Source organism: Acinetobacter sp. WU_MDCI_Abxb74, from assembly GCF_025513915.1.
Taxonomy (GTDB): domain Bacteria; phylum Pseudomonadota; class Gammaproteobacteria; order Pseudomonadales; family Moraxellaceae; genus Acinetobacter; species Acinetobacter calcoaceticus_C.
Genome location: NZ_JAHPRP010000003.1, coordinates 175,863 through 200,818 on the forward strand (window position 1 = coordinate 175,863; position 24,956 = coordinate 200,818).

At 39.1% G+C, this 24,956-nt stretch carries 25 protein-coding genes; 14 read left to right on the top strand and 11 right to left on the bottom strand.

Annotation, left to right across the window (positions count from 1 at the left end; translation table 11 throughout):
• Window positions 1-66 precede the first annotated feature (66 nt).
• Complete coding sequence (locus KTH84_RS08520; RefSeq protein WP_133974827.1) at window positions 67-1,056, bottom strand: LysR family transcriptional regulator; 990 nt, start codon at window positions 1,054-1,056, stop codon at window positions 67-69.
• Window positions 1,057-1,644: 588 nt separating this feature from the next.
• Here KTH84_RS08520 and KTH84_RS08525 point away from each other — a divergent pair.
• Window positions 1,645-3,249, top strand: a complete 1,605-nt coding sequence (locus tag KTH84_RS08525) for an isocitrate lyase (RefSeq protein WP_202742774.1) — start codon at window positions 1,645-1,647, stop codon at window positions 3,247-3,249.
• Between the two features lie 58 nt (window positions 3,250-3,307).
• On the opposite strand, the gene KTH84_RS08530 is transcribed toward KTH84_RS08525, so the two are convergent.
• Both KTH84_RS08530 and KTH84_RS08535 read right to left on the bottom strand, forming a co-directional pair.
• Window positions 3,308-3,778: a copper resistance protein NlpE gene (locus KTH84_RS08530; RefSeq protein ID WP_202742775.1), complete on the bottom strand. Its 471-nt coding sequence runs from the start codon at window positions 3,776-3,778 to the stop codon at window positions 3,308-3,310.
• A gap of 186 nt (window positions 3,779-3,964) precedes the next feature.
• Window positions 3,965-4,288, bottom strand: a complete 324-nt coding sequence (locus tag KTH84_RS08535; protein ID WP_075431296.1) for a hypothetical protein — start codon at window positions 4,286-4,288, stop codon at window positions 3,965-3,967.
• 201 nt (window positions 4,289-4,489) lie between these two features.
• Here KTH84_RS08535 and KTH84_RS08540 point away from each other — a divergent pair, with 201 nt between their 5' ends.
• From KTH84_RS08540 to KTH84_RS08575, 8 genes are all read left to right on the top strand, one after another.
• The gene (locus KTH84_RS08540) at window positions 4,490-5,365 is read left to right on the top strand and encodes an urease accessory protein UreD (RefSeq protein ID WP_262472862.1); all 876 of its coding nucleotides are present in this window, start codon (window positions 4,490-4,492) and stop codon (window positions 5,363-5,365) included.
• A 100-nt stretch (window positions 5,366-5,465) separates the two neighbouring features.
• The gene (gene ureA, locus KTH84_RS08545; RefSeq protein ID WP_042898237.1) at window positions 5,466-5,768 is read left to right on the top strand and encodes an urease subunit gamma; all 303 of its coding nucleotides are present in this window, start codon (window positions 5,466-5,468) and stop codon (window positions 5,766-5,768) included.
• Window positions 5,769-5,787: 19 nt separating this feature from the next.
• A complete protein-coding gene (locus tag KTH84_RS08550) occupies window positions 5,788-6,096 on the top strand; it encodes an urease subunit beta (RefSeq protein WP_262472863.1) in 309 nt (102 codons plus the stop codon).
• Between the two features lie 37 nt (window positions 6,097-6,133).
• A complete protein-coding gene (gene ureC / locus KTH84_RS08555; protein ID WP_202742777.1) occupies window positions 6,134-7,834 on the top strand; it encodes an urease subunit alpha in 1,701 nt (566 codons plus the stop codon).
• Window positions 7,835-7,912: 78 nt separating this feature from the next.
• Window positions 7,913-8,395 carry an urease accessory protein UreE gene (gene ureE / locus KTH84_RS08560; RefSeq protein WP_042898240.1) on the top strand — a complete coding sequence of 161 codons (483 nt, stop codon included), beginning with the start codon at window positions 7,913-7,915 and terminating at the stop codon, window positions 8,393-8,395.
• Window positions 8,382-9,047, top strand: a complete 666-nt coding sequence (locus KTH84_RS08565) for an urease accessory protein UreF (protein ID WP_262472864.1) — start codon at window positions 8,382-8,384, stop codon at window positions 9,045-9,047. The genes ureE and KTH84_RS08565 overlap by 14 nt, the downstream gene beginning before the upstream one ends.
• A gap of 26 nt (window positions 9,048-9,073) precedes the next feature.
• A complete protein-coding gene (gene ureG, locus KTH84_RS08570) occupies window positions 9,074-9,688 on the top strand; it encodes an urease accessory protein UreG (protein WP_133974813.1) in 615 nt (204 codons plus the stop codon).
• A 9-nt stretch (window positions 9,689-9,697) separates the two neighbouring features.
• Entirely contained in the window at window positions 9,698-10,267 is a 570-nt protein-coding gene (locus tag KTH84_RS08575) for a HupE/UreJ family protein (protein ID WP_202742781.1), read from the top strand.
• A gap of 40 nt (window positions 10,268-10,307) precedes the next feature.
• Here the strand turns inward: KTH84_RS08575 and rsmD are convergent, their stop codons facing one another.
• Together rsmD and mrdA are read right to left on the bottom strand one after the other, a co-directional pair.
• A complete protein-coding gene (rsmD, locus tag KTH84_RS08580; protein ID WP_042898243.1) occupies window positions 10,308-10,859 on the bottom strand; it encodes a 16S rRNA (guanine(966)-N(2))-methyltransferase RsmD in 552 nt (183 codons plus the stop codon).
• Entirely contained in the window at window positions 10,859-12,871 is a 2,013-nt protein-coding gene (gene mrdA, locus KTH84_RS08585; RefSeq protein WP_262472865.1) for a penicillin-binding protein 2, read from the bottom strand. Before mrdA ends, rsmD begins: the two co-directional genes overlap by 1 nt.
• A 235-nt stretch (window positions 12,872-13,106) precedes the next feature.
• On the opposite strand from mrdA, the gene KTH84_RS08590 reads away from it, so the two are divergent.
• The 4 genes from KTH84_RS08590 to KTH84_RS19060 all read left to right on the top strand — a co-directional run bounded on the left by KTH84_RS08590 (window position 13,107) and on the right by KTH84_RS19060 (window position 15,950).
• Window positions 13,107-13,625 (top strand): hypothetical protein, encoded by a 519-nt coding sequence (locus KTH84_RS08590; RefSeq protein ID WP_005042185.1) that lies wholly within the window; start codon window positions 13,107-13,109, stop codon window positions 13,623-13,625.
• Window positions 13,626-13,686: 61 nt separating this feature from the next.
• Window positions 13,687-15,000 (top strand): hypothetical protein, encoded by a 1,314-nt coding sequence (locus tag KTH84_RS08595; protein WP_133974805.1) that lies wholly within the window; start codon window positions 13,687-13,689, stop codon window positions 14,998-15,000.
• A gap of 86 nt (window positions 15,001-15,086) precedes the next feature.
• Window positions 15,087-15,740, top strand: coding sequence for an adenylate kinase (gene adk, locus KTH84_RS08600; RefSeq protein WP_016138896.1), 654 nt, complete (start codon window positions 15,087-15,089; stop codon window positions 15,738-15,740).
• Between the two features lie 72 nt (window positions 15,741-15,812).
• Window positions 15,813-15,950: a hypothetical protein gene (locus tag KTH84_RS19060; protein ID WP_162234628.1), complete on the top strand. Its 138-nt coding sequence runs from the start codon at window positions 15,813-15,815 to the stop codon at window positions 15,948-15,950.
• Between the two features lie 37 nt (window positions 15,951-15,987).
• Here the strand turns inward: KTH84_RS19060 and nth are convergent, their stop codons facing one another.
• Together nth and KTH84_RS08615 are read right to left on the bottom strand one after the other, a co-directional pair.
• On the bottom strand, window positions 15,988-16,677 hold the full coding sequence (gene nth / locus KTH84_RS08610; protein WP_262472866.1) for an endonuclease III: 690 nt from the start codon (window positions 16,675-16,677) through the stop codon (window positions 15,988-15,990).
• On the bottom strand, window positions 16,678-17,469 hold the full coding sequence (locus KTH84_RS08615) for an RnfABCDGE type electron transport complex subunit B (RefSeq protein WP_262472867.1): 792 nt from the start codon (window positions 17,467-17,469) through the stop codon (window positions 16,678-16,680).
• Between the two features lie 272 nt (window positions 17,470-17,741).
• Here KTH84_RS08615 and gdhA point away from each other — a divergent pair, with 272 nt between their 5' ends.
• A complete protein-coding gene (gene gdhA, locus KTH84_RS08620) occupies window positions 17,742-19,145 on the top strand; it encodes an NADP-specific glutamate dehydrogenase (RefSeq protein ID WP_262472868.1) in 1,404 nt (467 codons plus the stop codon).
• A gap of 54 nt (window positions 19,146-19,199) precedes the next feature.
• Here the strand turns inward: gdhA and KTH84_RS08625 are convergent, their stop codons facing one another.
• The 4 genes from KTH84_RS08625 to lon all read right to left on the bottom strand — a co-directional run bounded on the left by KTH84_RS08625 (window position 19,200) and on the right by lon (window position 24,579).
• Window positions 19,200-20,309: an META and DUF4377 domain-containing protein gene (locus tag KTH84_RS08625; RefSeq protein ID WP_262472869.1), complete on the bottom strand. Its 1,110-nt coding sequence runs from the start codon at window positions 20,307-20,309 to the stop codon at window positions 19,200-19,202.
• Between the two features lie 168 nt (window positions 20,310-20,477).
• On the bottom strand, window positions 20,478-21,254 hold the full coding sequence (locus tag KTH84_RS08630) for a DODA-type extradiol aromatic ring-opening family dioxygenase (RefSeq protein ID WP_262472870.1): 777 nt from the start codon (window positions 21,252-21,254) through the stop codon (window positions 20,478-20,480).
• A gap of 112 nt (window positions 21,255-21,366) precedes the next feature.
• Window positions 21,367-21,846, bottom strand: coding sequence for a 23S rRNA (pseudouridine(1915)-N(3))-methyltransferase RlmH (rlmH, locus tag KTH84_RS08635; protein WP_003652981.1), 480 nt, complete (start codon window positions 21,844-21,846; stop codon window positions 21,367-21,369).
• 303 nt (window positions 21,847-22,149) lie between these two features.
• On the bottom strand, window positions 22,150-24,579 hold the full coding sequence (gene lon, locus KTH84_RS08640) for an endopeptidase La (RefSeq protein ID WP_133974795.1): 2,430 nt from the start codon (window positions 24,577-24,579) through the stop codon (window positions 22,150-22,152).
• Window positions 24,580-24,956 lie beyond the last annotated feature (377 nt).

Sequence of the window (24,956 nt, forward strand, 5' to 3'; positions counted from 1 at the left end):
AAAAAGCGCTGAGGTAATCAGATTGATTGCTCAGCGCCTGAAATCGACAATTAAATTAAAATTTATTTAATAGTGAGAAAATTGTGAATTATTGGTTAGAAATTCACGGTTTTCCTCTTCAATCATTTGACGAGCAACAAATAAGATAAGTTGGCGCAGCCAGCGATGAGCAGGGTGATGATGTAACAATGGACACCAAGCCATTTTGAGTTCGAACTCTGGAATATAAAAAGGAGGATCCTTTATAAGTAGTTTGGGATTCTGTGTTTGTAGGCGTGCCATTCGTGTTGGTAATGTGGCAATAAGGTCTACGTTTTGAGCAAGTAACGCTGGCATTTGGTAGTGACGAGTAAATACAGAAATTTTACGACGTTGACCAATACGTTCTAATGCCTGATCAATCCAGCCTAAACCACCTTGTTTATCAGGGTTTACGCCAAAACCGACACCCATACCTGTTTTAGAAACCCAGATATGTTGTGCATCTAAATAGCTTTTTAAATTTAAATGAGTTACAGCAGGGTGTTTGTCGTTAAGAATACAACTGAAACTATCACGCCAAACTAAAACCTGATGGAAACTTTGCGGTATTTCATTAAATCTATTAATTGCGAGATCAACTTTACCTTGTTCCATGTCTCTATAAGACACATCACTTGGTGTAAGAAAATCAAGAACAACGTTTGGAGCTTCAGAGCGGAGCGCTTTAACAAGACGAGGAACTAAAGTTGCCTCGGCATAGTCCGATGTCATAATGCGGAAAACACGATTACTTGTATAAGGGCGGAATTCGGTACGGGGTTCCAAAATCATGGAGAGATCAGCAAGCGCATCACGAATACGAGGTTGTAATTCAAGAGCACGTTCTGTTGGAGTCATCCCTTCAGAAGAACGGATAAGAAGAGGGTCATTAAATAAATTACGTAAGCGACGTAAAATATTACTCATGGCAGGCTGAGTTACCCCAAGTTGTTCGGCTGCGCGTGTAACATTTTTTTCACGAAGAAGTACATCAAGATATATTAATAGATTAAGATCTACTCGCTCCAGATTCATAAAAAAAATACCGAAAATAAAACCCTGAAATTGTTTCAAATTATGCCATATCTAATAACTATTGTGTGAAAAAATGATGAGAAAAACGACATTTTTTGTAGGAATTAAGTAGGGGTAAAAAGTACTTCAAAGGCTCGATTTTATTATCTTTGCTACATTTTTAAGTATGAAGGTGACAAATAGAATATATTTATATATAACTTATTACTTTCTAGCATGGAAATTGACTTTTTACATTGGCAAAAATAGCCTAATTTACAATTGACTTTTAAGGTTAAAAATGGGTGGAAAAAACTTCATAAATTGTATAAAAATAAGACTTACTAAGTTTTTAGAATAAAACTCTATACTCCTTTAGAATAATTTTATTTTTATAAACAAAGTGTTAAGGTTTTTTGTTTTATCTATAATATCGATTTATCGGTACATTTTTTAAATAAATACTGAAGATTAATAAAGGATATTGGATTAATTGATTGGCTAAGTCTAAGCTGTGTTCATGAAGAAGCAGCTGGTGTCATAAGAAATTTAAGTACATGACTCTAGGCTTTAATCGATGAAATCCTAAAATGAATACAGGACAATATCATGACTACATATCAAACAGCGATTGATGCAATCCGCGAACTAAAAGCAAAATTCGGTAGCACTTGGCGCGATATTAGCCCAGAAGATGCTGCACGTATGCAAATGCAAAACCAATTCAAAACTGGTTTAGACATTGCTAAATATACAGCTGCGATTATGCGTCGTGATATGGCTGCTTATGATGCTGACTCTAGCAAATACACTCAATCATTAGGTTGCTGGCACGGTTTTATCGCACAACAAAAAATGATTGCGAACAAAAAATACTTCGGTACTACTGAGCGTCGCTATATCTACCTTTCTGGTTGGATGGTTGCTGCTCTTCGTTCAGAGTTTGGTCCACTTCCTGACCAATCTATGCACGAAAAAACTTCAGTACCTGCATTAATCGAAGAAATCTATACTTTCTTACGTCAAGCTGACGCAAAAGAATTAAACGATTTATTCCGTGCGCTTAAAAAAGCAAACGAAGCTGGTGATACTGCTAAAGCTGCTGAAATCACTGCTCAAATCGACGGTTTCCAAACTCACATTGTGCCAATTATTGCTGACATCGATGCTGGTTTCGGTAACGAAGAAGCGACTTACTTACTTGCTCGTAAAATGATTGAAGCTGGTGCATGTGCGCTTCAAATCGAAAACCAAGTATCTGATGCTAAACAATGTGGTCACCAAGCTGGTAAAGTAACTGTTCCACATGAAGATTTCATCTCTAAAATCCATGCATTACGTTATGCATTCTTAGAAATGGGTCTTGATGACGGTGTTATCGTTGCGCGTACTGACTCTGAAGGCGCTGACTTGACTCAAAAAATCCCAGTGGTTAAAGAGCCAGGTGACATTGCTTCTCAATACATCGGTTTCTTAGACACTGTTGAAATTGATATTGCTGATGCTCAAGAAGACGAAATCTTGATCAAACGTGATGGTAAATTACACCGTCCTAAGCGTTTACCTTCTGGTTTATATCAGTTCCGTGCTGACACTCAAATTGACCGTGTTGTACTTGACTGTGTATCTAGCCTTCAAAATGGTGCTGACCTTCTTTGGATCGAAACTGCGACTCCAAACGTAGAAGAAATCGCTCACATGGTTAACCGGGTTAAAGAAGTTGTTCCAAATGCGAAGCTTGTTTACAACAACAGCCCATCATTTAACTGGACTTTAAACTTCCGTCAACAAGCTTATGACCGTTGGGTTGCTGAAGGAAAAGACGTTTCTGCTTATGACCGTGCCAAATTAATGAGCGCTGAGTATGATGCTACTGAATTAGCTGCTGATGCTGATGACAAGATTCGTACATTCCAAGCAGATGCTTCTCGTGAAGCGGGTGTGTTCCATCACTTGATTACACTTCCGACTTACCACACTGCTGCTCTTTCTACACATGAGCTTGCACAAGGTTACTTCGGTTCTGAAGGTATGTTGGCTTATGTTGCTGGCGTACAACGTAAAGAAATCCGTGGTGGCATCGCTTGTGTGAAACACCAAGCAATGGCGGGTTCTGATATCGGTGATGATCATAAAGAAATCTTCTCTGGTGACAACGCACTTAAAGCACATGATGATGCTAAAAACACAATGAACCAATTCGCAGCACACTAAGAATTGATTTCAAAAGAAAACCCGCTCAGATGAGCGGGTTTTTTTATCATTAAAAAAATTATTTTTTCAATACATAGTGTTCAGCTAAAGAACCTTCAACTTTTTTACCTTCCATATCTAAAGCAGTTGCGGTATTTTCGCCAATAAAGAATTTACGGTTTTGTGATTTATCATCTAAGGTAATGACAGAAGTATTATCTTTGTCAAAAGTAAATGTACCATGGGTTTCAAACGGGTTTGTGTCACCTTTACCAATGTAGGTTTCGGTTAGCTCGTAGGTTTTATCATCTTTCAGTTCTAATTCAGTTTTGATGCCTTCACAGTCTGCGCATGGAAGAGTACCTTTATATGTACCATCCCAATCTAGTGAATTTTCAGCTGTATGTGTGGTATCTACTGCATTGTTGTTGGCGTCAGTAGTTTGTGCCGGAGCAGAGGCTTGTGTTGTCGTGTCGGCTTTATTTTCATTTTTGCTACAAGCAACAAGAAGGGTACTTACAAGTGCAACTGATAATAATGTTTTTTTCATGATGATCTAAACCTCGGAAAATAAATAAAAAATCAATAAATAGGCTATGAAATATGAGAGCTTAATAAAAGTTTAAGTATGTAATTTAATTTTAACAAAAGGTAAAGTGAGTAAATTTTGAATAATTATTAAAACGAAAATAAGAAGGAGGTATTCACTAAAATGATTTAATGAATACCTTATGAATTACGGTTGCGAAGAAACTCCACCTAAGGAATCGCACGCTGCTTTATAAAGTTGGTATTGTTGTTTTAGAACTTCATCCAGTGGCATATCGAATAATTCTTCACCATTTTTGTAGCTCTCTACGTATGAAGTTGCTTTTTCTTTGCTTACTGCTAGAGATTGCTGGTAATAAGAATTAATCGAGCTTGTTGCAAGTTGACTCGTCTCAACATTTTTACATTCGAAATTGTGCAGGAGCTTTTCTGCACGTTTGACTTCACTAGATTGGCCAAAAATACACCCAGTTAAAAAGACAAGTGGGGTTAACACGAAAAAAAGTTTCATGGAGAGCAAGTATGGAAGCAACGATGGGCGCTATTGTATAAACAATTCCATAAGTTACTGTGCTTTTATGTTAGACATTGATGATTTTTTAGCTCATTAAAATCGAAAAATTGTATCTAATTTTATCAGTCGGCTTATTTTTATATTTGGTGCGTATTTTGCTTATAAGTTTAAGCACTTATTTTGAACATATGAACCAGAATGAATCAGGCACAACCATTTCCAAAAAATTCTTCAGCACCATTTTGGTATGCACAACTTGAGCTCGGTTTTTGTTTTGAAAATTCACGCACCATAATGAGTCATCGAAAACATCATGGCCCTGTTAGGGTGCAAAAAATGCTCTGGCCTGAAAGAACAGGTGTGTGTCATGCCATTATTGTTCATCCACCCGCAGGAATTGCAGGAGGAGATCATCTTACTTTTGAAATTGAAACCAAAGATCAAGCTCATGCAGTAGTAACTACTCCTGGAGCGGGCAAATGGTACAAAACCAATGGAAAGCAAGCTTTTCAGCATATCCATTTACATGTGAAAGATCAGTCTATTTTAGAGTGGGTTCCACAAGAAACGATGCTGTTTGATGGTGCTTTAGCGCATTCAGAAACTCATATTCATCTTGATCATGCTGCAAGTTTTATTGGGTGGGATATGTTGGTACTTGGGCGGCAGGCACGTGCTGAGCGCTTTGTTCAGGGTAGTTATCACAACCAGTTTAAATTGTGGCGAGAACACAAATTGTTGGTTGCAGATACATTGTGTTTTGAAGGAGAAGACCGTTGGCTTAGTTCATGTTTAGGTATGAACAATCAAGCAGTAATGGGAAGCTTTTGGGCAGTCGCTCCCGAAAAATATCGTTCATCATTTTATTTAGAACAACAGTTAGAACTCATTCGAGAATTGATGATGCGCATGCAAGCACCTGTCACATTAACTTTATTGGATGATGTGGTTTCTGCTCGTTTTTTGGGAAATGATGTCCGAAATTGTCATGACGCATTTGCAGCTATACGAGCAAGATTAAGACGTTACTGGCTTGATTTGGAAGAGGAGTTTCCAAGAATTTGGAAAACCTAAGTTACGTTAAATTGCGTATTTAAAAAGCATTTAAAACAAGTAAGCTATTTTTGAGCACGTATTTTGCTTAAAGAATATAAATGCTATTTAGGAAAGAGATATGGAACTCAATCCAACAGAAAAAGATAAGTTACTCATTTTTACAGCAGGACTCGTCGCTGAGCGCCGTAAAGCTCGGGGTTTAAAACTGAATTATCCGGAAGCTATTGCTTTTATTTCAGCAGCTTTACTTGAAGGTGCGCGGGACGGTATGACGGTCAGTGACTTAATGCATTACGGTACAACTTTATTAAAGCGCGAAGATGTCATGGACGGAGTATCTGAAATGATTGCAGAAGTTCAGGTCGAAGCAACCTTTCCTGATGGTTCTAAGTTAGTCACGGTTCATCAACCGATTTTATAAATATAAAAAGGAGAGGCATATGATTCCGGGCGAAATCATTACTCCAGATACAGATATTGAACTCAATGTTAGACGGGAAACCTTAAAAGTGGTGGTTGCGAATATTGGTGACAGGCCTATTCAAGTGGGTTCACATTTTCATTTTTATGAAGCGAATGATGCACTACAGTTTGATCGTGAAACAGCGAAAGGCTTTCGGTTAAATATTGCGGCAGGTACAGCGATACGTTTTGAACCGGGACAAAGTCGTGAAATTGAACTTGTTGCTTTAGCGGGTAAGCGAGAAGTATATGGCTTTGCAGGCCGAGTCATGGGTAAGTTGGATTAGACATAACAACGATAATGAAAGAGATGAGTATTAAGTTATGAAAATGTCACGTCGTGCATATGCTGAGATGTTTGGTCCAACAGTGGGTGATCGTATTCGCTTGGCTGATACAGAGCTCTTTATTGAAGTTGAGCAAGATTTAACGACATACGGTGAAGAAGTTAAATTTGGTGGCGGAAAAGTCATCCGTGATGGGATGGGGCAGTCACAACTTTTGGCCGATCAAGTCGCAGACACGGTCATTACCAATGCTTTAATTGTGGATTGGTGGGGAATTGTTAAAGCTGATGTGGGCTTAAAGAATGGTCGAATCTGGAAAATAGGCAAAGCTGGAAACCCTGATATTCAACCCGACATTACGATTCCTTTAGGCGCAGCAACAGAAGTTATTGCGGGTGAGGGGCAGATTTTAACAGCAGGTGGTATTGATACTCACATTCACTGGATTTGTCCTCAACAAGTTGAAACTGCGCTTATGTCTGGTACAACGACAATGGTTGGCGGTGGCACAGGACCTGCGGCGGGAACTTCTGCAACGACAGTGACTCCGGGACCTTGGCACATTGCTACCATGTTACAGGCCATTGACGATTTGCCTATGAATATTGGTCTGTTAGGTAAAGGTAATTTAAGTTTACCAGATCCAATTCGAGAGCAAATTAAAGCTGGAGTGATTGGGCTCAAGTTACATGAGGACTGGGGTTCAACACCAGCAGCCATTGATAACTGCTTAAGCGTGGCGGATGAGTTTGATGTGCAGGTGGCGATTCATACAGATACTTTAAATGAAAGCGGTTTTTTGGAAGAGACTTTAGCTGCATTTAAAAATCGCACGATTCATACCTACCATACTGAAGGTGCGGGTGGTGGACATGCGCCAGACATTTTAAAAGCGATTGGACAGAGTAATGTTTTACCGTCTTCGACCAATCCAACACGACCTTATACGATTAATACCATTGATGAACATTTAGATATGCTCATGGTATGCCACCATTTAGACCCAGCAATTGCTGAAGATATCGCTTTTGCAGAAAGTCGTATTCGTCGTGAAACGATTGCAGCTGAAGATATTCTGCAAGACTTAGGCGCAATTGCCATGATGTCATCTGACTCTCAGGCGATGGGTCGCGTGGGGGAAGTGATTTTACGTACTTGGCAAACTGCTCATAAAATGAAAATTCAACGTGGTCCTTTAGAGGGCGATAACGAGTTTCATGATAACAATCGCGTTAAACGCTACATTGCCAAATATACAATTAACCCAGCAATTACGCATGGCTTAAGTCATGAAATTGGCTCGATTGAAGTTGGAAAACTAGCTGATTTAGTGTTGTGGAAGCCAGCCTTTTTTGGCGTGAAACCATCCATGATTATTAAAGGCGGTATGATTGCAGCAGCACCGATGGGCGACATTAACGCTTCAATTCCGACACCTCAACCAGTGCATTACCGTCCAATGTTTGGCGCTTATCCGCGTGGTGTGCATAACACTTGTATTACCTTTTTATCTCAAGCTGCGATTGATGAAAAAGTTGCTGAAAAGCTAAATCTAAAAAAGTTGATTAGCCCTTGTAAAAATACGCGTGCAATTACGAAAGCTGATATGAAACACAATACTTATTGTCCAGTCATGCAGGTTCATCCTGAAACCTATGAAGTGAGGGCAGACGGAGAGCTATTAACCTGTGAACCAGCTGAAGTGTTACCAATGGCTCAGCGTTATTTTTTGTTTTAGTTAATTTTATGAAGATATTTCCCATCCGCTTATATGTAGATGGCAATGCAAAAAATAAATAAAGGAGAGAGAAGCTACATGAAAATTTATACCCAACGTCTTGAACACATTTCTCCTGATCAGACATTTGAAACGGTTGAACTCACTTTTGATACACGTCAAAAATCACGATTTCGAGCGACTTTAGCCAATGGCATAGATGTGGGCGCTGATCTACCGCGTACAGGCATTTTGCGGAGTGGCTCATATATTGCGACGAATGATGGCGACATATTACGTGTTGATGCTAAACCTGAACGTTTAATGCAAGTGATTGCTGCAAACGATTTTGATTTGCTTAAAGCAGCCTATCACCTCGGTAACAGACATGTGCCATTAATGCTGACGCCTACTGCTTTATATTTTGAACCTGATCATGTTCTTGCAGAAATGGTAGAAGGGCTAGGGCTTACAGTTTCAGAAACTGATCATCCATTTGAGCCTGAAAGTGGTGCTTATGCGCAGCATAGCCATGACCACCGCTTAAGCCCAATCAAAGCTTTGCACCATGTCCATTCATAACGCAGCGCAATTACTTCAGTTACTGACACTGTCTTCTACGGCATTACCAGTCGGAGCATATTGTTATTCACAAGGTGTAGAAACAGCCATTGATATTGGCTTAATACACGATGAAGCTTCGGCAATTTCTTATTTCGAAGAAGTGCTTGAAATGCTGTTAGTGCGGTTTGAGTTACCAGTACTGAAACGTCTCATGCAGCATCATGATGATCAAGATCAATTTTTGGTTTGGGCAAATTTATATAGAGCAAGCCGAGAAAGTAAAGAGCTTTTGGCAGAGTCTCAGCAGTTGGCATTTTCTTTAAATGCGTGGATTAGAGATGTTTTAAAAAAACCTGTTGATGTTAAAAAGCAGTTTGGTTTTGTGCCTGTCTATGCACAGCTCTGTGGTCGACTTGAGCTTAAAGACGCTGATGTGCTTACAGCCTACACTTTTACTGTTCTAGAAAATCAGGTTTTGGCTGCGGTAAAAACCGTACCTTTAGGGCAAATGGCTGGACAAAGAATTTTATGGCATTTGCATGGTTTGGTACCACAGGCGATAGAGAAAGCCTTAAAACTTAAAGATGAGCAATTGAGTAGTGCTTTACCTCGTTACGCCATGTTGAGTATGCAACATGAAACACAATATTCACGGTTATTTAGATCTTAATTTTAGGAAATAAAAGGATAAAAATCATGACAGAACGTAGTCCATTAAGGGTCGGAATTGGTGGTCCGGTAGGTTCGGGTAAAACTGCACTTACGCTCAATTTATGCCTTGCTTTGCGTAATAAATACAATATGGCTGTAGTGACGAATGATATTTATACCAAAGAAGATTCCAATTTTTTAACTCGTCATGAGGCCATGTCACCAGATCGTATTGTTGGTGTCGAAACAGGTGGGTGTCCACATACTGCAATTCGTGAAGATGCTTCAATTAATTTGGCTGCAATTGATGATTTATGTGAAAAGTTTGAAGGCTTGGAGCTCATTATTATTGAAAGTGGTGGTGATAATTTGGCTGCTACATTTAGTCCGGAACTTTCTGATTTAACGCTATATGTAATTGATGTAGCGGGTGGAGAAAAAATCCCTCGTAAAGGTGGCCCAGGCATTACCAAGTCAGATTTACTGATTATTAATAAAACTGACCTTGCGCCAATGGTCGGTGCAAACCTTGATGTGATGGATCAAGACGCAAAGCGCATGCGCGGAGAAAAACCATTCTTATTTTCAAATATGAAAACACAAGATGGTCTTGAAGAAATCATTCAATTTATTGAGAAACAAGGGCTGTTTAAAGCTTAAGGAGAGATTATGGACTTCATTAAAAAATGGGGCATAGGGCTCCTTGCATTGTTACCTACACTTGCAATGGCACACCCGGGGCATGACCATGCACATTCGGGTTTTATGGCAGGCTTTATTCATCCATTTACTGGTTTAGATCATTTAGTCATGGCCTTAGCTTTTGGCGTTTTACTCTGGTCAGCAGCTAAACAATGGAAAATTGCGGGTATCATTACTTTGAGTGTTACCCTAATTGTAGGCTTTTTAATCGGTGCTCAAGGTTTAGTACCTGCAAATGTTGCTGAATATGGGATTGTTGCTTCTTTAGTTGTGACAGCAATTGCGCTATGGACAAAATCAAATCGTGTTTTACCTATCGCCGCTGCTTTGCTTGCAAGTTTTCATGGTATGGCTCATGGCGTCGAATTATCGCATGCAGGGCATATTATTGCTTTGGTTGCAGGTATGGTCACAGCTATGGCTTTAATTTACTGTGGTGGACTAGCATTGGGTGCTGTGCTTACACGATATGTGCCCTATGGCAAAAAAATTGTAGGTGCTTGTGCGGCAATTGTTGCTGTTATTGGATTGAGTTAGTTATAACTTCATAGGTAAAAGGTAGCTTTAGGCTACCTTTTTATTTAGCTACTTTCTGATAAAGACCTGAGTGAACTGTACCGGCTTTGGTTGTTTTGACTTGTTGCCAAGTAGTAGGAAGTTGAAGTTGGGACAAATCACGGTCAGCTTCAACATAAATATAACCATTGGTTTTAATGAGAGGGTCTGCTAATTCGGCAAGCTCTTGCCATAAATTAAGACTATAAGGTGGATCTAAAAAGACAACATCAAATTGCTCTTTTAAGCGGGGTAAAGCTTGTTGTGCAGTTGCATTGATTAAATGACAGTTCTGAGCTTTTAATAATTGAATATTATCTTTTAAAAAACGTGCTTGAGTTTTATCAGGTTCAATCATATAAACAGAAGCGGCACCACGTGACAGAGCTTCAAAAGCTAAAGCACCTGAACCTGTGCAGACATCAAGAACTTGGGTATTTTGAATATCCCACATGAGCCAATTAAATAGAGTCTCTCGTACACGGTCCGGCGTTGGGCGTAATCCATCAATGCTGGCAAATGGAAGTACTCTTCTTTTCCATTCGCCACCAATAATACGTAATTGATTTTTCATTAATCCTCAACCTCATTCGTTGCAGAGCGAGCTGGTGTAGCTTGTGGTGTTGATACTGCAGGCGCGGTTGAGGTGGCTGGTGCTGGGCTAGAGCTTTCCCCGCCGTTTGAGAGTTCACCTGGCTTAATTCCTGCGGTCATCAATCCGCCATTAACTTGATGATTTGCTGGTCGAATCGGATTTTTCTTACGAGTTAATAACCAATAATCAAAAATAGGTTTTGCAAGTTGGGCTGCAGAACCACCATGACGACCATTTTCCCAAATCACGGCAATCGCAATTTCTGGTTTGTCAGCTGGTGCAAAGCCAACGAATAAACCATGGTCAAGTTGGCGTTCGCTTAGGGCTGATTCATTGTAACGTTTACCCTGTGCAATACTTTTAACCTGCGCAGTTCCTGTCTTTCCTGCAATTTGATAGAGAGGTGTACGAATGCCTCGGCCAGTACCTGATTGAATTACATCAACCATGGCATCGCGCATTTGAATCCAGTCTTCATCCGTTCCGTTGAAATTGATTTTGCCATCAGGCGCATTACGAACGGTAAATGGTTTTGCACCATGAGTTGAACGTAAAACGTGAGGTGTGACATGAGAACCATGATTGGCTGTAATTGCAGTCGCCATAGCAAGTTGTAAAGGGGTAGCTGTAAACGCACCTTGACCAATACTTACAGAAATAGTTTCACCCTTCATCCATTTGGCTTTGCGAGTACGCATTTTCCATTCAGGATTTGGATAAAGACCTTCACTTTCACTTGGTAAATCAACACCTGTTTTTTGACCGAACCCAAATTGACGCATCCATTGGTTCATTTGATCAATACCCATTTGATGGGCAAGAATATAAAAATAGGTATCACATGACATAATAATGGCTTTATGCATGTTCACGATGCCATGACCAGATTTTTTCCAGTCGCGGAATTTATGAGAATCTCCGGGTAAATGGAAGTAACCTGGGTCAGAAATTGCTGTTGACCAGTTTACAATACCGTAGTGTAAACCCCCCATCGCTTCCATTGGTTTAATGGTAGAACCGGGTGGATATGCACCTTGTACAGCACGGTTATAAAGCGGTTGATCTAAACTATCACGTAAAGAACTATAATCTTTATGGTTAATACCAGTCACAAATAAATTAGGGTTGAAACTTGGACTGGATACTAAAGCCAAAATTTCGCCAGTACGAGGGTCAATGGCGACAATCGCACCACGACGACCTGCGAGCTGTTGAGACGCAACTGCTTGTAAACCATAATCTAAAGATAAATAGAGGTCATTCCCGCGCGTAGGGTCTTTACGGCCTAAATGGCGCAAGATGTTACTGTGGGCATCTGCTTCAACAGACTCATAACCTGGTGTTCCGTGTAGCAAATCTTCATAGCTTTTTTCAACGCCAATCTTTCCAATCAGGTTGGTTCCAGCATATAAATCTTTATCAATACTTTTTAATTCTTTATCGTTAATACGCCCTACATAACCAATCACATGAGCAAATAACTCACCATGCGGATAATAACGGGTCATTTGTGTTTCGATTCTTACGCCGGGAAATTTATATTTAGCTTCACTGAACTTGGCAATATTGGCTTCGGTTAGATTAAGTTTAATTGCGACACGTTCAGTTTTTCGAGCAGTTTTTATACGACTTTTGAAACGATCAATATCTTCTTGTGTTAGATCTAAAATAGGCTGTAGCTGCTCAACAACATGGTCGGCATCTTCTACATCTGTTTTACTTAAAGTTGCTGTAAAAACAGGATAATTATCTGCAAGTAACACACCATTTCGGTCATAGATATAACCACGAGCAGGTGGAAGTGGCTGCAAACGAATTCGGTTTTTGTCAGATGCGGTAGAGAATTCGTCGTAGTGAAAAATTTGTAGGTAAGCGTATCGGCTAATCAATACTAATAAGCAAATGATAACCAGACCTACGGCAAAAAAGATTCGTCCTCGATAAATGCGCTTTTCTTGCTGGATATCTTTTAAAGGAAAGTGCTGCTTCATAAGGATCGACTTAATGACATAGGGTAGAAAAATAGCTGCTTATTCTAACGCAAGAGCGCTTAAAATATTGCATAATTTTCAAAGTTTCATTGCCTTTTAATAAGATACGTTTTGACTTTGCAGACAATAAAATTGTAGATACTTGTATATAAGAAGCAAAATAATTCTGTTAAAGTCTCTCATTCAATAGAATAGGGTTGTTCTCACAATACGATTAGGGAAAATGGAGAAAATAATGAGAAAAATTTATCCCTTACTTGCAGTTTTGACGGTAAGTAGTTGGGCTCATGCTCAAGACTATTCGTTTCTTCCAGAAGCAAAATTAGCAGGACATACAGCATCTACGTGGAATGTGGGCGCAGGTTTTACACAAAAACTATTACATCTAAACGGCGAATGGGTAAACCCTTATGGTATTGCCTATGCAAAAGTTGGCGCTTTTTTGAATGGTGACAAAACTGCTGGTGGCCAAGTCGGGTTTCGATATCCTTATTATCTTACCGGCACAGATAAAAATGGTTACTATATCGGTTTTTATGCTGGGCATCTCGATAGTAAAGAGGTCGATGGAGATTATAAATCCCGTTTAGGCGCTGGTGTCGATTTAGCATATGTATTGTTGAATTCAGAAAGAATTAGTACTTTTAGTGTGGGTATTGGTGCAGCGGAAAAGTTGACTGACCAAAATGGGAATGTTGCCGCAGATACTAAACCACAAATTCAATTTTCTTATTCTCTAAGTTTTGGTTTATAAAACAAAGCAGTTTATCGTTAACTCGCCATAAGCAGAGCACAAATAAATACGAGAGTCTTACATGTTAGAGTACGTCAGTGGATTGTGGCAGACCTTTTTACACAGACCTGATTTTTGGGCCGTTTTAAGTATTATTCCAGTTACTGCCTTTGTCACATGGGCACACGTATGGATGGCTTTAAAAATGGTGTTCTACCCAATCAAATTTTGGGGTTTCCACTTAGGTCCATTACCAGTCGGTTGGCAAGGCATTGTGCCACGTAAAGCCGGGCGTATCTCGGGCATTATTACCGACAATACTTTATCTAAATTAGGTTCATTGCGTGAATTTTTAGAAGCAATGGATCCTGAAGATATGGCACGCATTATTGGTGAGCAGGTTGGGTTTGAACTTGAGCATCTGATTGATGAAGTCATGATTGATCGTAATGCTGTGCTTTGGGAAAACTTACCTTATTCGATTAAACGCCGTATTTATGCTCAGGCACATAAACAATTACCAGGTGTATTAAGAGAATTAGTGACTGAGCTGACCATGAACGTCGAGTCACTGGTTAATATGCGTGAAATGGTCGTGACTCAGATGGAAGGTGACCGCCGTTTGATGGTACGCATGTTCTTAAAGGTTGGACAAAAAGAAATCAACTTTATTTGGCATATTAGTGCTTTAATTGGAATGTTCTTTGGTATTTTCCAAATGATTGTCTGGTTTGTCGTACCTTGGCACTGGACAGTCCCGTTTTGGGCTGCGATTTGGGGTTTTTTAACGAACTGGATTGCAATCTGGATGGTGTTTAACCCTCTTGAACCACATTATATTCGTTACCCACAGATTTTTAGGTTAACAAAAGATCGTAAGTTCCCTTGGATTGTACCAGTACTTCGAATTGGGACTTATAATGTCCAAGGTGCTTTTATGAAGCGTCAAGAAGAAGTTTCTGATGTGTTTTCAAGCGTAGTAACTGAAGATCTGATTACGTTAAAATCAATTATGACTGAAATGATGTATGGGCCGCGTAAAGACAAGACGCGCCGCATTGTGAAGCGTCATATTAACGAAATTATGGAAACACCGTTAGTTCGTACATCTTTACAGCTTTCTTTAGGGCCAAGAGAGTACGCAAGATTAAAGACGGACTTGATTGATCGTTCAATTGAAATTACGATGGGACCCGTATGTGACCCTGCACTAAACGCAAGCCGGGCACAGAAGATTTTTCAAATGTTTAAAGAGCGTATTCGCGAACTGACACCAAAAGAGTTTCAGAATTTATTGCGTCCTGCATTTCAGGAGGATGAGTGGATTCTTATTGTATTAGGTGGGGTAACCGGATTTATTGCTGGTACAATACATTTGTTTGTGGCTTTCTTATAATTCGACGTCGGGCAGAATCTATTGAAGATTAACGAGACTTTTTCTGCCAGGCTTCACATTCATTGTTTTAAATGAGGATGTTTTTTATGCGCATTATCTTACTCGGACCACCTGGGGCAGGCAAAGGGACTCAGGCTCAGTTGATCTGTAAGCGCTACAATGTCCCACAAATTTCAACCGGTGATATGCTCCGTGCTGCAATTCGTGAAGGTACTGAATTAGGTCTAAAAGCTAAAAGTGTAATGGAATCTGGTGGTTTGGTTTCAGATGAACTTATTATCGGTTTAGTAAAAGAACGTATTGCTCAACCTGACTGTGCAAATGGCTGCATTTTCGATGGTTTCCCACGTACTATTCCACAAGCTGAAGCTTTGGAAAAAGAAGGGATTAGCATTGATCACGTGATTGAAATTGATGTTCCTGATGAAGAAATCGTACAACGTCTTTCTGGTCGTCGTCAGCATCCAGCTTCTGGCCGTGTTTACCATACAGTTTACAATCCACCTAAAGTGGAAGGTAAAGATGATGAAACTGGTGAAGACCTTGTTCAACGTCCAGATGATCAAGAAGAAACGATTCGTAAACGTTTAGCGTCTTATCATACAGAGACTGAACAATTGGTTGGTTTCTATCAAAGCCGTGCTGCATCTGGTGAGAATGCCCCGACTTATGACAAGCTTGATGGTTTACGTACAATTGAAGATGTGCAAAAAGATTTATTTAACATTTTAGACAAATAATTAAAATATTATTTGTGACAAGGAGCTCTCATTATGAGGGCTCTTTTCTTTCATTCAGTGCAGGAGAACAATATGAAAATCATATTGATTTTGGTGGTATTGCTAAGTCTGGCACTCGTCATATTTTTGGGTTATCAGAGCTATAAAATGCTTAGGCAGGTACAAAAACAAGCGAAAGAAGAGCGTAATCAGAAAAAGCGTCTAAAGTAAGATTGATTGGGTATAGGTAACATACCCAACCATACTTTTAAGTTTCAATATTTTTAATGGCAATTTGTTTTTGCGCGCCAAATTCAAAACGGTCAGGCCAATTACAAACATCAGCAACCACACATTCAGAACATTTAGGTTTACGAGCTATACAACAATAACGGCCGTGTAATATGAGCCAGTGATGTGAATCTAAAATAAATTCTTTAGGAATGACCTTAATTAGACGGTGCTCAACTTCAAGTACATTTTTACCTACGGCTAAGCCAGTTCGATTTCCAACTCGAAAAATATGCGTATCGACGGCCATAGTCGGTTGTCCGAAAGCTGTATTTAAAACAACATTTGCGGTTTTACGCCCCACACCTGGCAAGGCCTCTAAGTCTTTTCTGTTGCTTGGAACTTCACCGTTAAATTGTTCCATTAAAATCTTACAGGTCTTAATGACATTTTCGGCTTTAGCGTTATAAAGACCAATTGTTTTAATATATTCCTTTAAGCCATCTACGCCCAAGTTATAGATTTTCTCAGCCGTGTTCGCCACTGGGTAAAGTTTATCAGTTGCCTTATTCACACTTACGTCGGTGGCTTGAGCTGACAACATAACTGCAATGAGTAACTCAAAAGAGGATGAGTATTTTAACTCGGTTTGAGGAGACGGCCGTTGTTCGCGAAGGCGTTCAAAGAAAATTTGAATCTGCTTTTTCGTCATATTTTTGACAGCCATTCAGACCTCCTGTAATTGCATGAGTTGCTGTTGTAGTTCTTCGAGTTGAAGACGTTTTTTTGCGTCTTCACGCACATCGAGCTGTTTTTCCAGTTTCTTAATTTGGGTGCGGATTTTGGCTAACTCAATTGTAGTTTTCGCATCAGTTAACACAGCTTCTTTGGGTTTTTCGATGAGTTCAATAGAAGGTAGTTCATCATGTGCCTGAGAAAACTGCGCAAACAGTTGAGTATCAATTTCAGCACGTATCACAGGCCCTTTACGGTGACTGCGACGCTTTTCTTCACGTTGAATATGTGAGTAGTAGCGTTGCCTTAAATCATTTTGTTCTGCGGCACGCTGTTGTTCATTGGGTAAGGCTTGTGTGTCTTCAACCAGATCAATGCAGTCTACTGGACAAGGTGGAATGCATAACTCACAACCCGTGCATAAGTCGGTCAAAATGGTATGCATGAGCTTACCACTGCCAATAATAGCATCTACAGGGCAAGCACTAATACATTTGGTGCAGCCAATACATTCATCCTCACGAATAATCGCTTTCATTCGCTGTGGACGACCATCCGTTTGTACAGGCCATACGCTAGTTTCAGCGGTTAATAGAGGACGATTGAGTAGATTTGCGAGTGCATCAGCAACAGGTTGTCCACCTGGAACACATTTATTTGCTTCTTCACCTTCAGCAATCGACTTTGCGTAGGGTAGACATCCATCACGATGTCCACATAGACCACATTGTGTTTGTGGTAATAACGCATCAATCTCGCGTATGAGAGAAATAGATGAATTCATAGTGGGCAAATAGCTCGGTTAAAACGATGCGATAATGAAGAAAAACCTAAGTAAGGTCAATGGATTTTAACGAATTTATCGGGTTTTTAATTGACCTAAAATGTAGCTAATATTGCACAATAATAGATCAATAAAAGTGAAGAGTTAAATTACTATTTCTTATCTTTGAGTAGTTTTCCTAAGAATAAGTTTTTGATAATTAAGCTAAATAAAATAATTTAAAATAACTATTGTTAAAATTGATGGAAAGAGATTTAATATTTTGCTGCTAAATGATGCATTTAATAATGTATTGCACCAATTTAATTCATGACTATGCTGAGGACCGTGCATTGAAATACAACAATCTGAATGAATTCCTGAATTACGTGCAAGCGCGTGATCCGCATCAACCTGAATTTTTGCAAGCTGTCGAAGAAGTTATGACGAGTTTGTGGCCATTTATTGAAAAAAATCCAGAGTATGCAGAGCAGGGATTGTTAGAGCGTCTTGTTGAACCAGAGCGAGTTATTCAATTTCGTGTTTCATGGATGAATGATCAAGGTCAGACTCAAGTTAACAGAGCTTTCCGTGTTCAATACAATTCAGCAATTGGTCCATTCAAAGGTGGAATGCGTTTCCATCCATCGGTCAATCTATCAATTTTAAAGTTTTTAGGTTTTGAGCAGACTTTTAAAAACTCACTTACAACCTTACCAATGGGTGGGGGGAAAGGTGGTTCAGATTTCGATCCTAAAGGTAAATCTGATGCTGAAATTATGCGATTCTGTCAGGCATTAATGATTGAGCTATACCGTCATTTAGGACCGAATACTGATATTCCAGCAGGGGATATTGGCGTCGGTGCGCGTGAAGTCGGTTACATGGCAGGCATGATGAAAAAGCTAAGTAATGACACCGCTTGTGTCTTTACTGGTAAGGGAATTTCATTTGGTGGTAGCTTAATGCGCCCAGAAGCAACTGGCTATGGTACGGTTTATTTTGCAGAAGAAATGCTAAAAGCACGTGGGCAGTCTTTCGTTGGCAAAACAGTCTCTGTTTCTGGTTCGGGTAATGTTGCGCAATATGCGGCAGAGAAGGCTATGTTCTTAGGGGCAAAAGTTGTTACTTTGTCTGACTCTAACGGAACAGTTTATGTAAAAAATGGTTTTACAGATGAATTGCTTACTGAAGTCATGAATCTTAAAAACATTAAACGTGGCCGTATTTCTGAGTTTGCTTCTAAACATGGTTTTGAATATTTTGAAGGAAAAACGCCTTGGCATATTCCTGTTGATATTGCTTTACCATGTGCTACGCAAAATGAATTAACAGGTGAAGATGCTAAAACGCTTATTGCAAATGGCGTAATTTGTGTCGCTGAAGGTGCTAATATGCCATCTACACTTGAAGCTGTTGAACACTTTATTGAAGCTAAAATTTTGTATGCACCAGGAAAAGCATCAAATGCGGGTGGTGTAGCAACGTCTGGTTTAGAAATGTCTCAAAATGCAATTCGTTTAAGCTGGACACATGCTGAGGTCGATGAGCGTCTACATGCAATTATGAAAGACATTCATGCCAATTGCGTAAGATACGGTACCAAAGAAGACGGTACAGTTAACTATGTTGATGGTGCCAATATTGCAGGCTTTGTAAAAGTAGCTGATGCAATGCTTGCTCAAGGTATTTTCTAAGAATAGAAATAAAAAATCCGATGCATAAGCATCGGATTTTTTTAGTCTAAAAACTTATTTTTTAGGTTTTTTAACTAACTCTTGCTCTACAACCATATCCAACACATCTGCTAGGCTAGATTGGTCTGCTGCTGGGTTTTTCACTTCAAAACGTTTTACACGTAAAATTACGCGTTGGTCTGGATTATGTTCAAAACCTTCAATTTGACCATAATATAATGACCAGTTTTTGTCAGCGTAAGTTTTAACACCTTTGTCATCATATTTAATTTCACGAACTTGCATACATGTTTGTGGTGCTACACCAGTACATGATTTAGTTTGTGGAGCAACTTCTAGGAAAACAGTTTTCCCTTCAGATTGATATTTTGCTTCAGGTGTCATTTTACCTGTGAAAGTATATTTTTGACCTTGCGCATCAACAACAGTTAATGTTGGTTGATCAACATTTGTTGTATTGAGTTCAAATGGAATCGCACGTTTTTGGAAGAGGCTGCTAGAGAATTGTTCCTGTTTCATTAAAGCAGGTTCACAAGCCATCATAGTTGACATTACGTCAGCCGTTACAATCGTATTGTTTTCAACTTTCCAAGTTGTTCCTTGGCGGTTACAACCTGTTGCGATAGATAAACGGTCATTGGTAAAGTTAAGAACGATTGGTTTTTTTGTATTTTCAGGCTGATAAGACCAAGAATAATCTGTTAAAGCTTGAGTATTAACTGCTTTTTGACCTTGGAAAATGTGCTTTTGACCAGTTTTATCTGTCACGCTTAAAATCACCTGACCATTATTGTTGCTAATTTCGATTGGTAATTTTGCTTCACTAAAGAGGCTAGTAGAGAGTTGCTCTTGCTTCATCAAGTCATCTTGGCAAGCCATCATAGTTGAAACAAGACTAGAGGTAACAAGTTGGTTACCTTCAACCTTCCAAGTACCACCCTGACCGTTACAACCTGTATTAATATTTAGTTGACCGTTTGCATTAAAGTTAAGAATAAGGGGTTTAGAAGCTTTTACATTTTGATAAGTCCAAGCATATTCACCTAAAGTGGTTGCAAGGTTTTGTTGTTGCTCAGATACAATCGGAGCTGGAGTATTTGTAACTGTTTGACACGCCATCAAAGAAAAAGGTAATAACGCAAGAATTAAATATTTAATTTTCATTTAAAAACTTCAAGTAAAAAAACAACAGCAGTAAGCTTAAAACATTCTTAAAAAAAGAAAATGTAAACATTTGATTGTTTCGGTTTTTAAAATGTATAAGTTTGTAAGTTATTCTAATTTTCAACAAAAATAATGGTATACCCCGAAAAACGGGGTATTTGCTAATAATTAATCAAAACGATAGATATCCATGCCTAGTGAGCCCATTGTGAAGCTGCTGTGAACAATCGTAAAGCGATTACCTGTACCCATAGCAAAAAACAAAGGTGCAAAATGTTCAAGGGTTGGGTGATTACGTTTTACATAAGGCAATGACTGCCATTCGAGTACGCCATCATAATTTTGATGTGTAAGTTTATTAACGACAGCATTTCTAAAAGTTGAAGCCCATTCAGGAACTTTAGAGTTGTCTCCTTGCCAAGATAACTCTGCAAGATTATGGGTAATGCTACCTGAACCAATGAGTAAAATTTGTTTGTCGCGTAAAGGCGCGAGAGTCTGTCCTATACGATAAATTTCTTGTGCGCTTAAATTTGTTGGCAAAGAAATTTCGACCACAGGAATATCTGCGTCAGGATACATATGTAATAGAGGCATCCATACGCCATGGTCACGAGGACGAGTACTATTCGCATGTGCAACAAAATGAGCATCTGCCAATAGTTTTAAAATTTCTTCGGCGAGCTCTGGCTGCCCCGGTGCGCTGTAGCGAATTTCGTATAGCTCTTTAGGAAAACCGCGGAAGTCATGCCATGTTTCGGGACGAGTCGAAATACACACTTCAAGTGCTTTACTCTCCCAATGTGCAGACATCACAATGATTGCTTTTGGTGTGGGAAGATTTGTACCTAAACGATGTAGAGCAGGCCCTACCTGTTCTGGGTCAAGTGCAAGCATGGGTGAACCATGTGAAATAAACAGTCCAGGAAGGGTTTGTAGTTCCATTGCATTACACCTGAGTTGAAAAGCAGAATAATAGTCATTATGCCAAAATCAGAGCATGTTAAAAGTATCCTGATTTCAACGGATTGTTCCTAAAATGAAACGGTTGTTGTTTTTATGCACGGTGATAGGGGTGATTATGATTAATAGTCATCGCCCGATAAAGTTGCTCAATTAATAATACACGTACCAAAGGGTGAGGCATGGTTAGTTTTGAGAGTGACCAATGCCATGCAGCAGCTTTGCGTACTTGATCTGACAGGCCATCTGGGCCACCAATTGCGAGTACTACATCATTGCCTTCAAGCATCCATTGTTTCATGGTGTCAGCCAGCTTTTCTGTACTAAGTTCTCGACCACCTACTTCTAGAGCAATTAAAGTTTCATTCGGTTTTAACGCATTTAGAATACTTTCGCCTTCAATTTGGCAATATTTTAAAATATCTGCTTCTGAATCATTCTTACCACGTTTGGCCATAGGAAGTTCAATGACTTGAGTTTGCACAAAAGGTTGGATGCGTTTGAAATAATCTTCAAAACCAGTGAGAACCCAAGCAGGCATTTTTTGACCAATGGTCAGAATACGAATTTTCATATTATCTATTCATTCAAAACAGCTTGGGCATTATACCTGAGGAAAAGATAAGTTCGTGGTAGTAAATAGGCATAAAAAACGCAGTCCAAAAAACGATGTTGGACTGCGATCAAATGATCATCTGTCTGGAGTTCAGATGATCATAGAGAATAAAAGCAAGGCTATCTATAAAAGAATAGATAACGAAGAATACTTAATTTAATTAAATACTCTTAATACCTATTATGAGGATGGTTGGATATTTTTCAATCAAATTGTGTAACAAAAAAAAGAGAGCCGAAGCTCTCTTTTTTCACATTTTAATTAGTGACGTGCTGCTTTTGAACCTTCCACCGGTTTTACAATCGGTGTTTTTGGTAAAGGTTTTGGCATTGACACTAATGCTAAAGGCAAGATGTCATCAATACTTTTTACAGCTTTGATTTCTAAACCTTCTTTAACATTGGCTGGAATTTCTGCCAAATCACGAACGTTATCTTGTGGAATAAATACAAGTTTGATTCCACCGCGGTGTGCTGCAAGAAGTTTTTCTTTTAAGCCACCAATACGCATTGCACGACCACCTAAACTTGTTTCACCAGTCATTGCAATATCTGGACGAATCGCAATACCTGTAAATGCTGATACAAGGGCAGTGGTTAACGCTAAACCAGCAGATGGACCATCTTTTGGTGTTGCACCTTCTGGTAAATGAACGTGTACATCAGTTTCTTCAAAACGAGAAGCTTCAATACCTAGCTCATCGGCACGTGTACGTACTAAAGTCATTGCTGTAGTAATAGACTCTTTCATGACATCACCGAGTGAACCGGTAGTAATGAATTTACCTTTACCTTTTACAGCTGCAACTTCAATGGTAAGTAACTCACCACCTACAGATGTCCAAGCTAGACCATTTACGCGTCCTACTTGCGCTTCATCTTCTGCAATACCAAAGTCAAACTTATGTGGACCTAAGTATTCTGGAAGATTGGTAGAGGTAACATCAAGCTGTAAGTTTTTAGACTTTTTACTTACGGCTTCTTTTACCACTTTACGCGCAATTTTAGACACTTCACGTTCTAAACTACGTACACCAGCTTCACGTGTATAGCGCTGAACAATATCACGAATTGCTTCTTCATGAATTGTTAACTCTTTTGGACGTAGACCGTTGTTCTTAATCGCTTTTGGAACAAGGTAACGTTCAGCAATGTTCACTTTTTCATCTTCGGTATAACCTGGTAGACGAATAACTTCCATACGGTCAAGCAATGCTTCAGGAATATTCATACTGTTTGCAGTACAAATGAACATCACTTCAGACAGGTCAAGATCAAGATCTAAATAGTGATCGTTGAATTTACTGTTTTGTGATGGATCAAGCACTTCAAGCAATGCAGAAGCTGGATCACCACGGTAGTCTTGTGCCATCTTGTCAATTTCGTCGAGTAAGAACAGAGGGTTCTTCACACCAACTTTTGTTAAAGACTGTACGATTTTACCTGGCATCGCACCAATATAAGTACGACGGTGACCACGAATTTCAGCTTCGTCACGTACGCCACCGAGTGCCATACGAACAAACTCACGACCTGTTGCTTTTGCAACTGATTCACCAAGTGAAGTTTTACCTACACCAGGAGGACCTACTAAACATAGAATCGGGCCTTTGAGTTTTTTAACGCGTGACTGAACAGCTAAGTATTCAACAATACGATCTTTAACGTCATCTAAGCCGTAATGATCTGTATCAAGAATTTCCTGAGCTTTAGCAAGGTTAATGCTGACTTTGCTCGCTTTGTTCCATGGCGTATCTAAAATTACTTCTAGATAGTTACGTACAACAGCCGCTTCACTAGATGCAGGTTGCATTGCTTTAAGCTTACGGAACTCAGCTTCAGCTTTTTTACGTACGTGTTCAGGTAAATCAGCTTCAGCAAGACGTTTTTCTATTTCAGCAACGTCATCTTCTGCACCGCCATTCATGTCAGAAAGTTCACGTTGAATGACTTTCATTTTTTCATTTAGAAAGTATTCACGTTGGTTTTTTTCCATTTGGCGTTTTACGCTGTCATGCAAAGTTTGTTCAATTTGCTGTTCAGCAGATTGATTCACCAAGTAACTCATAAGCTCTTGCAAATGTGCTTCAAACTCATCGTACTCTAAAAACTTCTGTTTAATTTCAATATTTAGAGGCACACGTGTTGCCACGAAGAACATAAGTTGTAGTAAGTCTTCAATTTTATTAGCAGCTGCAACCAGTTCACGTGCATTACGTAATTTTGCTTCAGCATATTGAGCAAATAAAGTACGTAACTCTTGTAAACGAGTTTCTTGGGTAGCTTTATCTACGTCAATTGTCATTGGACTTAAGCTATGTTCAGCAGTCAAATGGCTATCTTCATCGATAATTTTTTCAAGCTTAGAGCGCTGTAACCCTTCAATCAGTACTTTGATACAGTTTTCATCATTTTCATGATTTACGACCTGAACAATCTTAGCGACAGTTCCGTACTGATAAAGGTTATCGTGATCAATATCTTCTGTAAGCGAATCTTTTTGCGCAACTACAAATACTAAATTGTCACTGTTACGAGCCACATCAACTGCATTGATCGATTTTTCACGACCCACGAATAACGCAATTTGCATGTGTGGATAGACCACTACATCGCGTAACGCTAAAAGTGGTAATACACTTGGAACCTGAGGCTCTAAGTCAGTTTTTTCATTCATAATAAGTTCAGACATGGGCACTCCTAATGAGTGACAACGAGGTTGCCATGTTTTTATAGTGATGTGTATTTCAAAAATTACAAGGGCCTTTCAATAGAAAATGTGGAAAAAATGACTAATTTGGTCAACTTTTTTATTAAAATATTATGAATCAATGGATTAATTCTTAAGAAGAATAAAATTTTGTAGAAAGGATAAGTAATTTAGCTTAATAATTATAAAATATTCATATAAGAAAAAAGGCGTTTGGGTAGAAAATAATCATTTTCTTATGCCATTTATAAGCAGTATATGGTTAACAATAATGCAAAACTTATTTAATGTTGAGCATTAAATAAGCGTGTTAACATTACTTGGTAAACGGTCTGTCACGTAAAAGCAACTATCCTTAG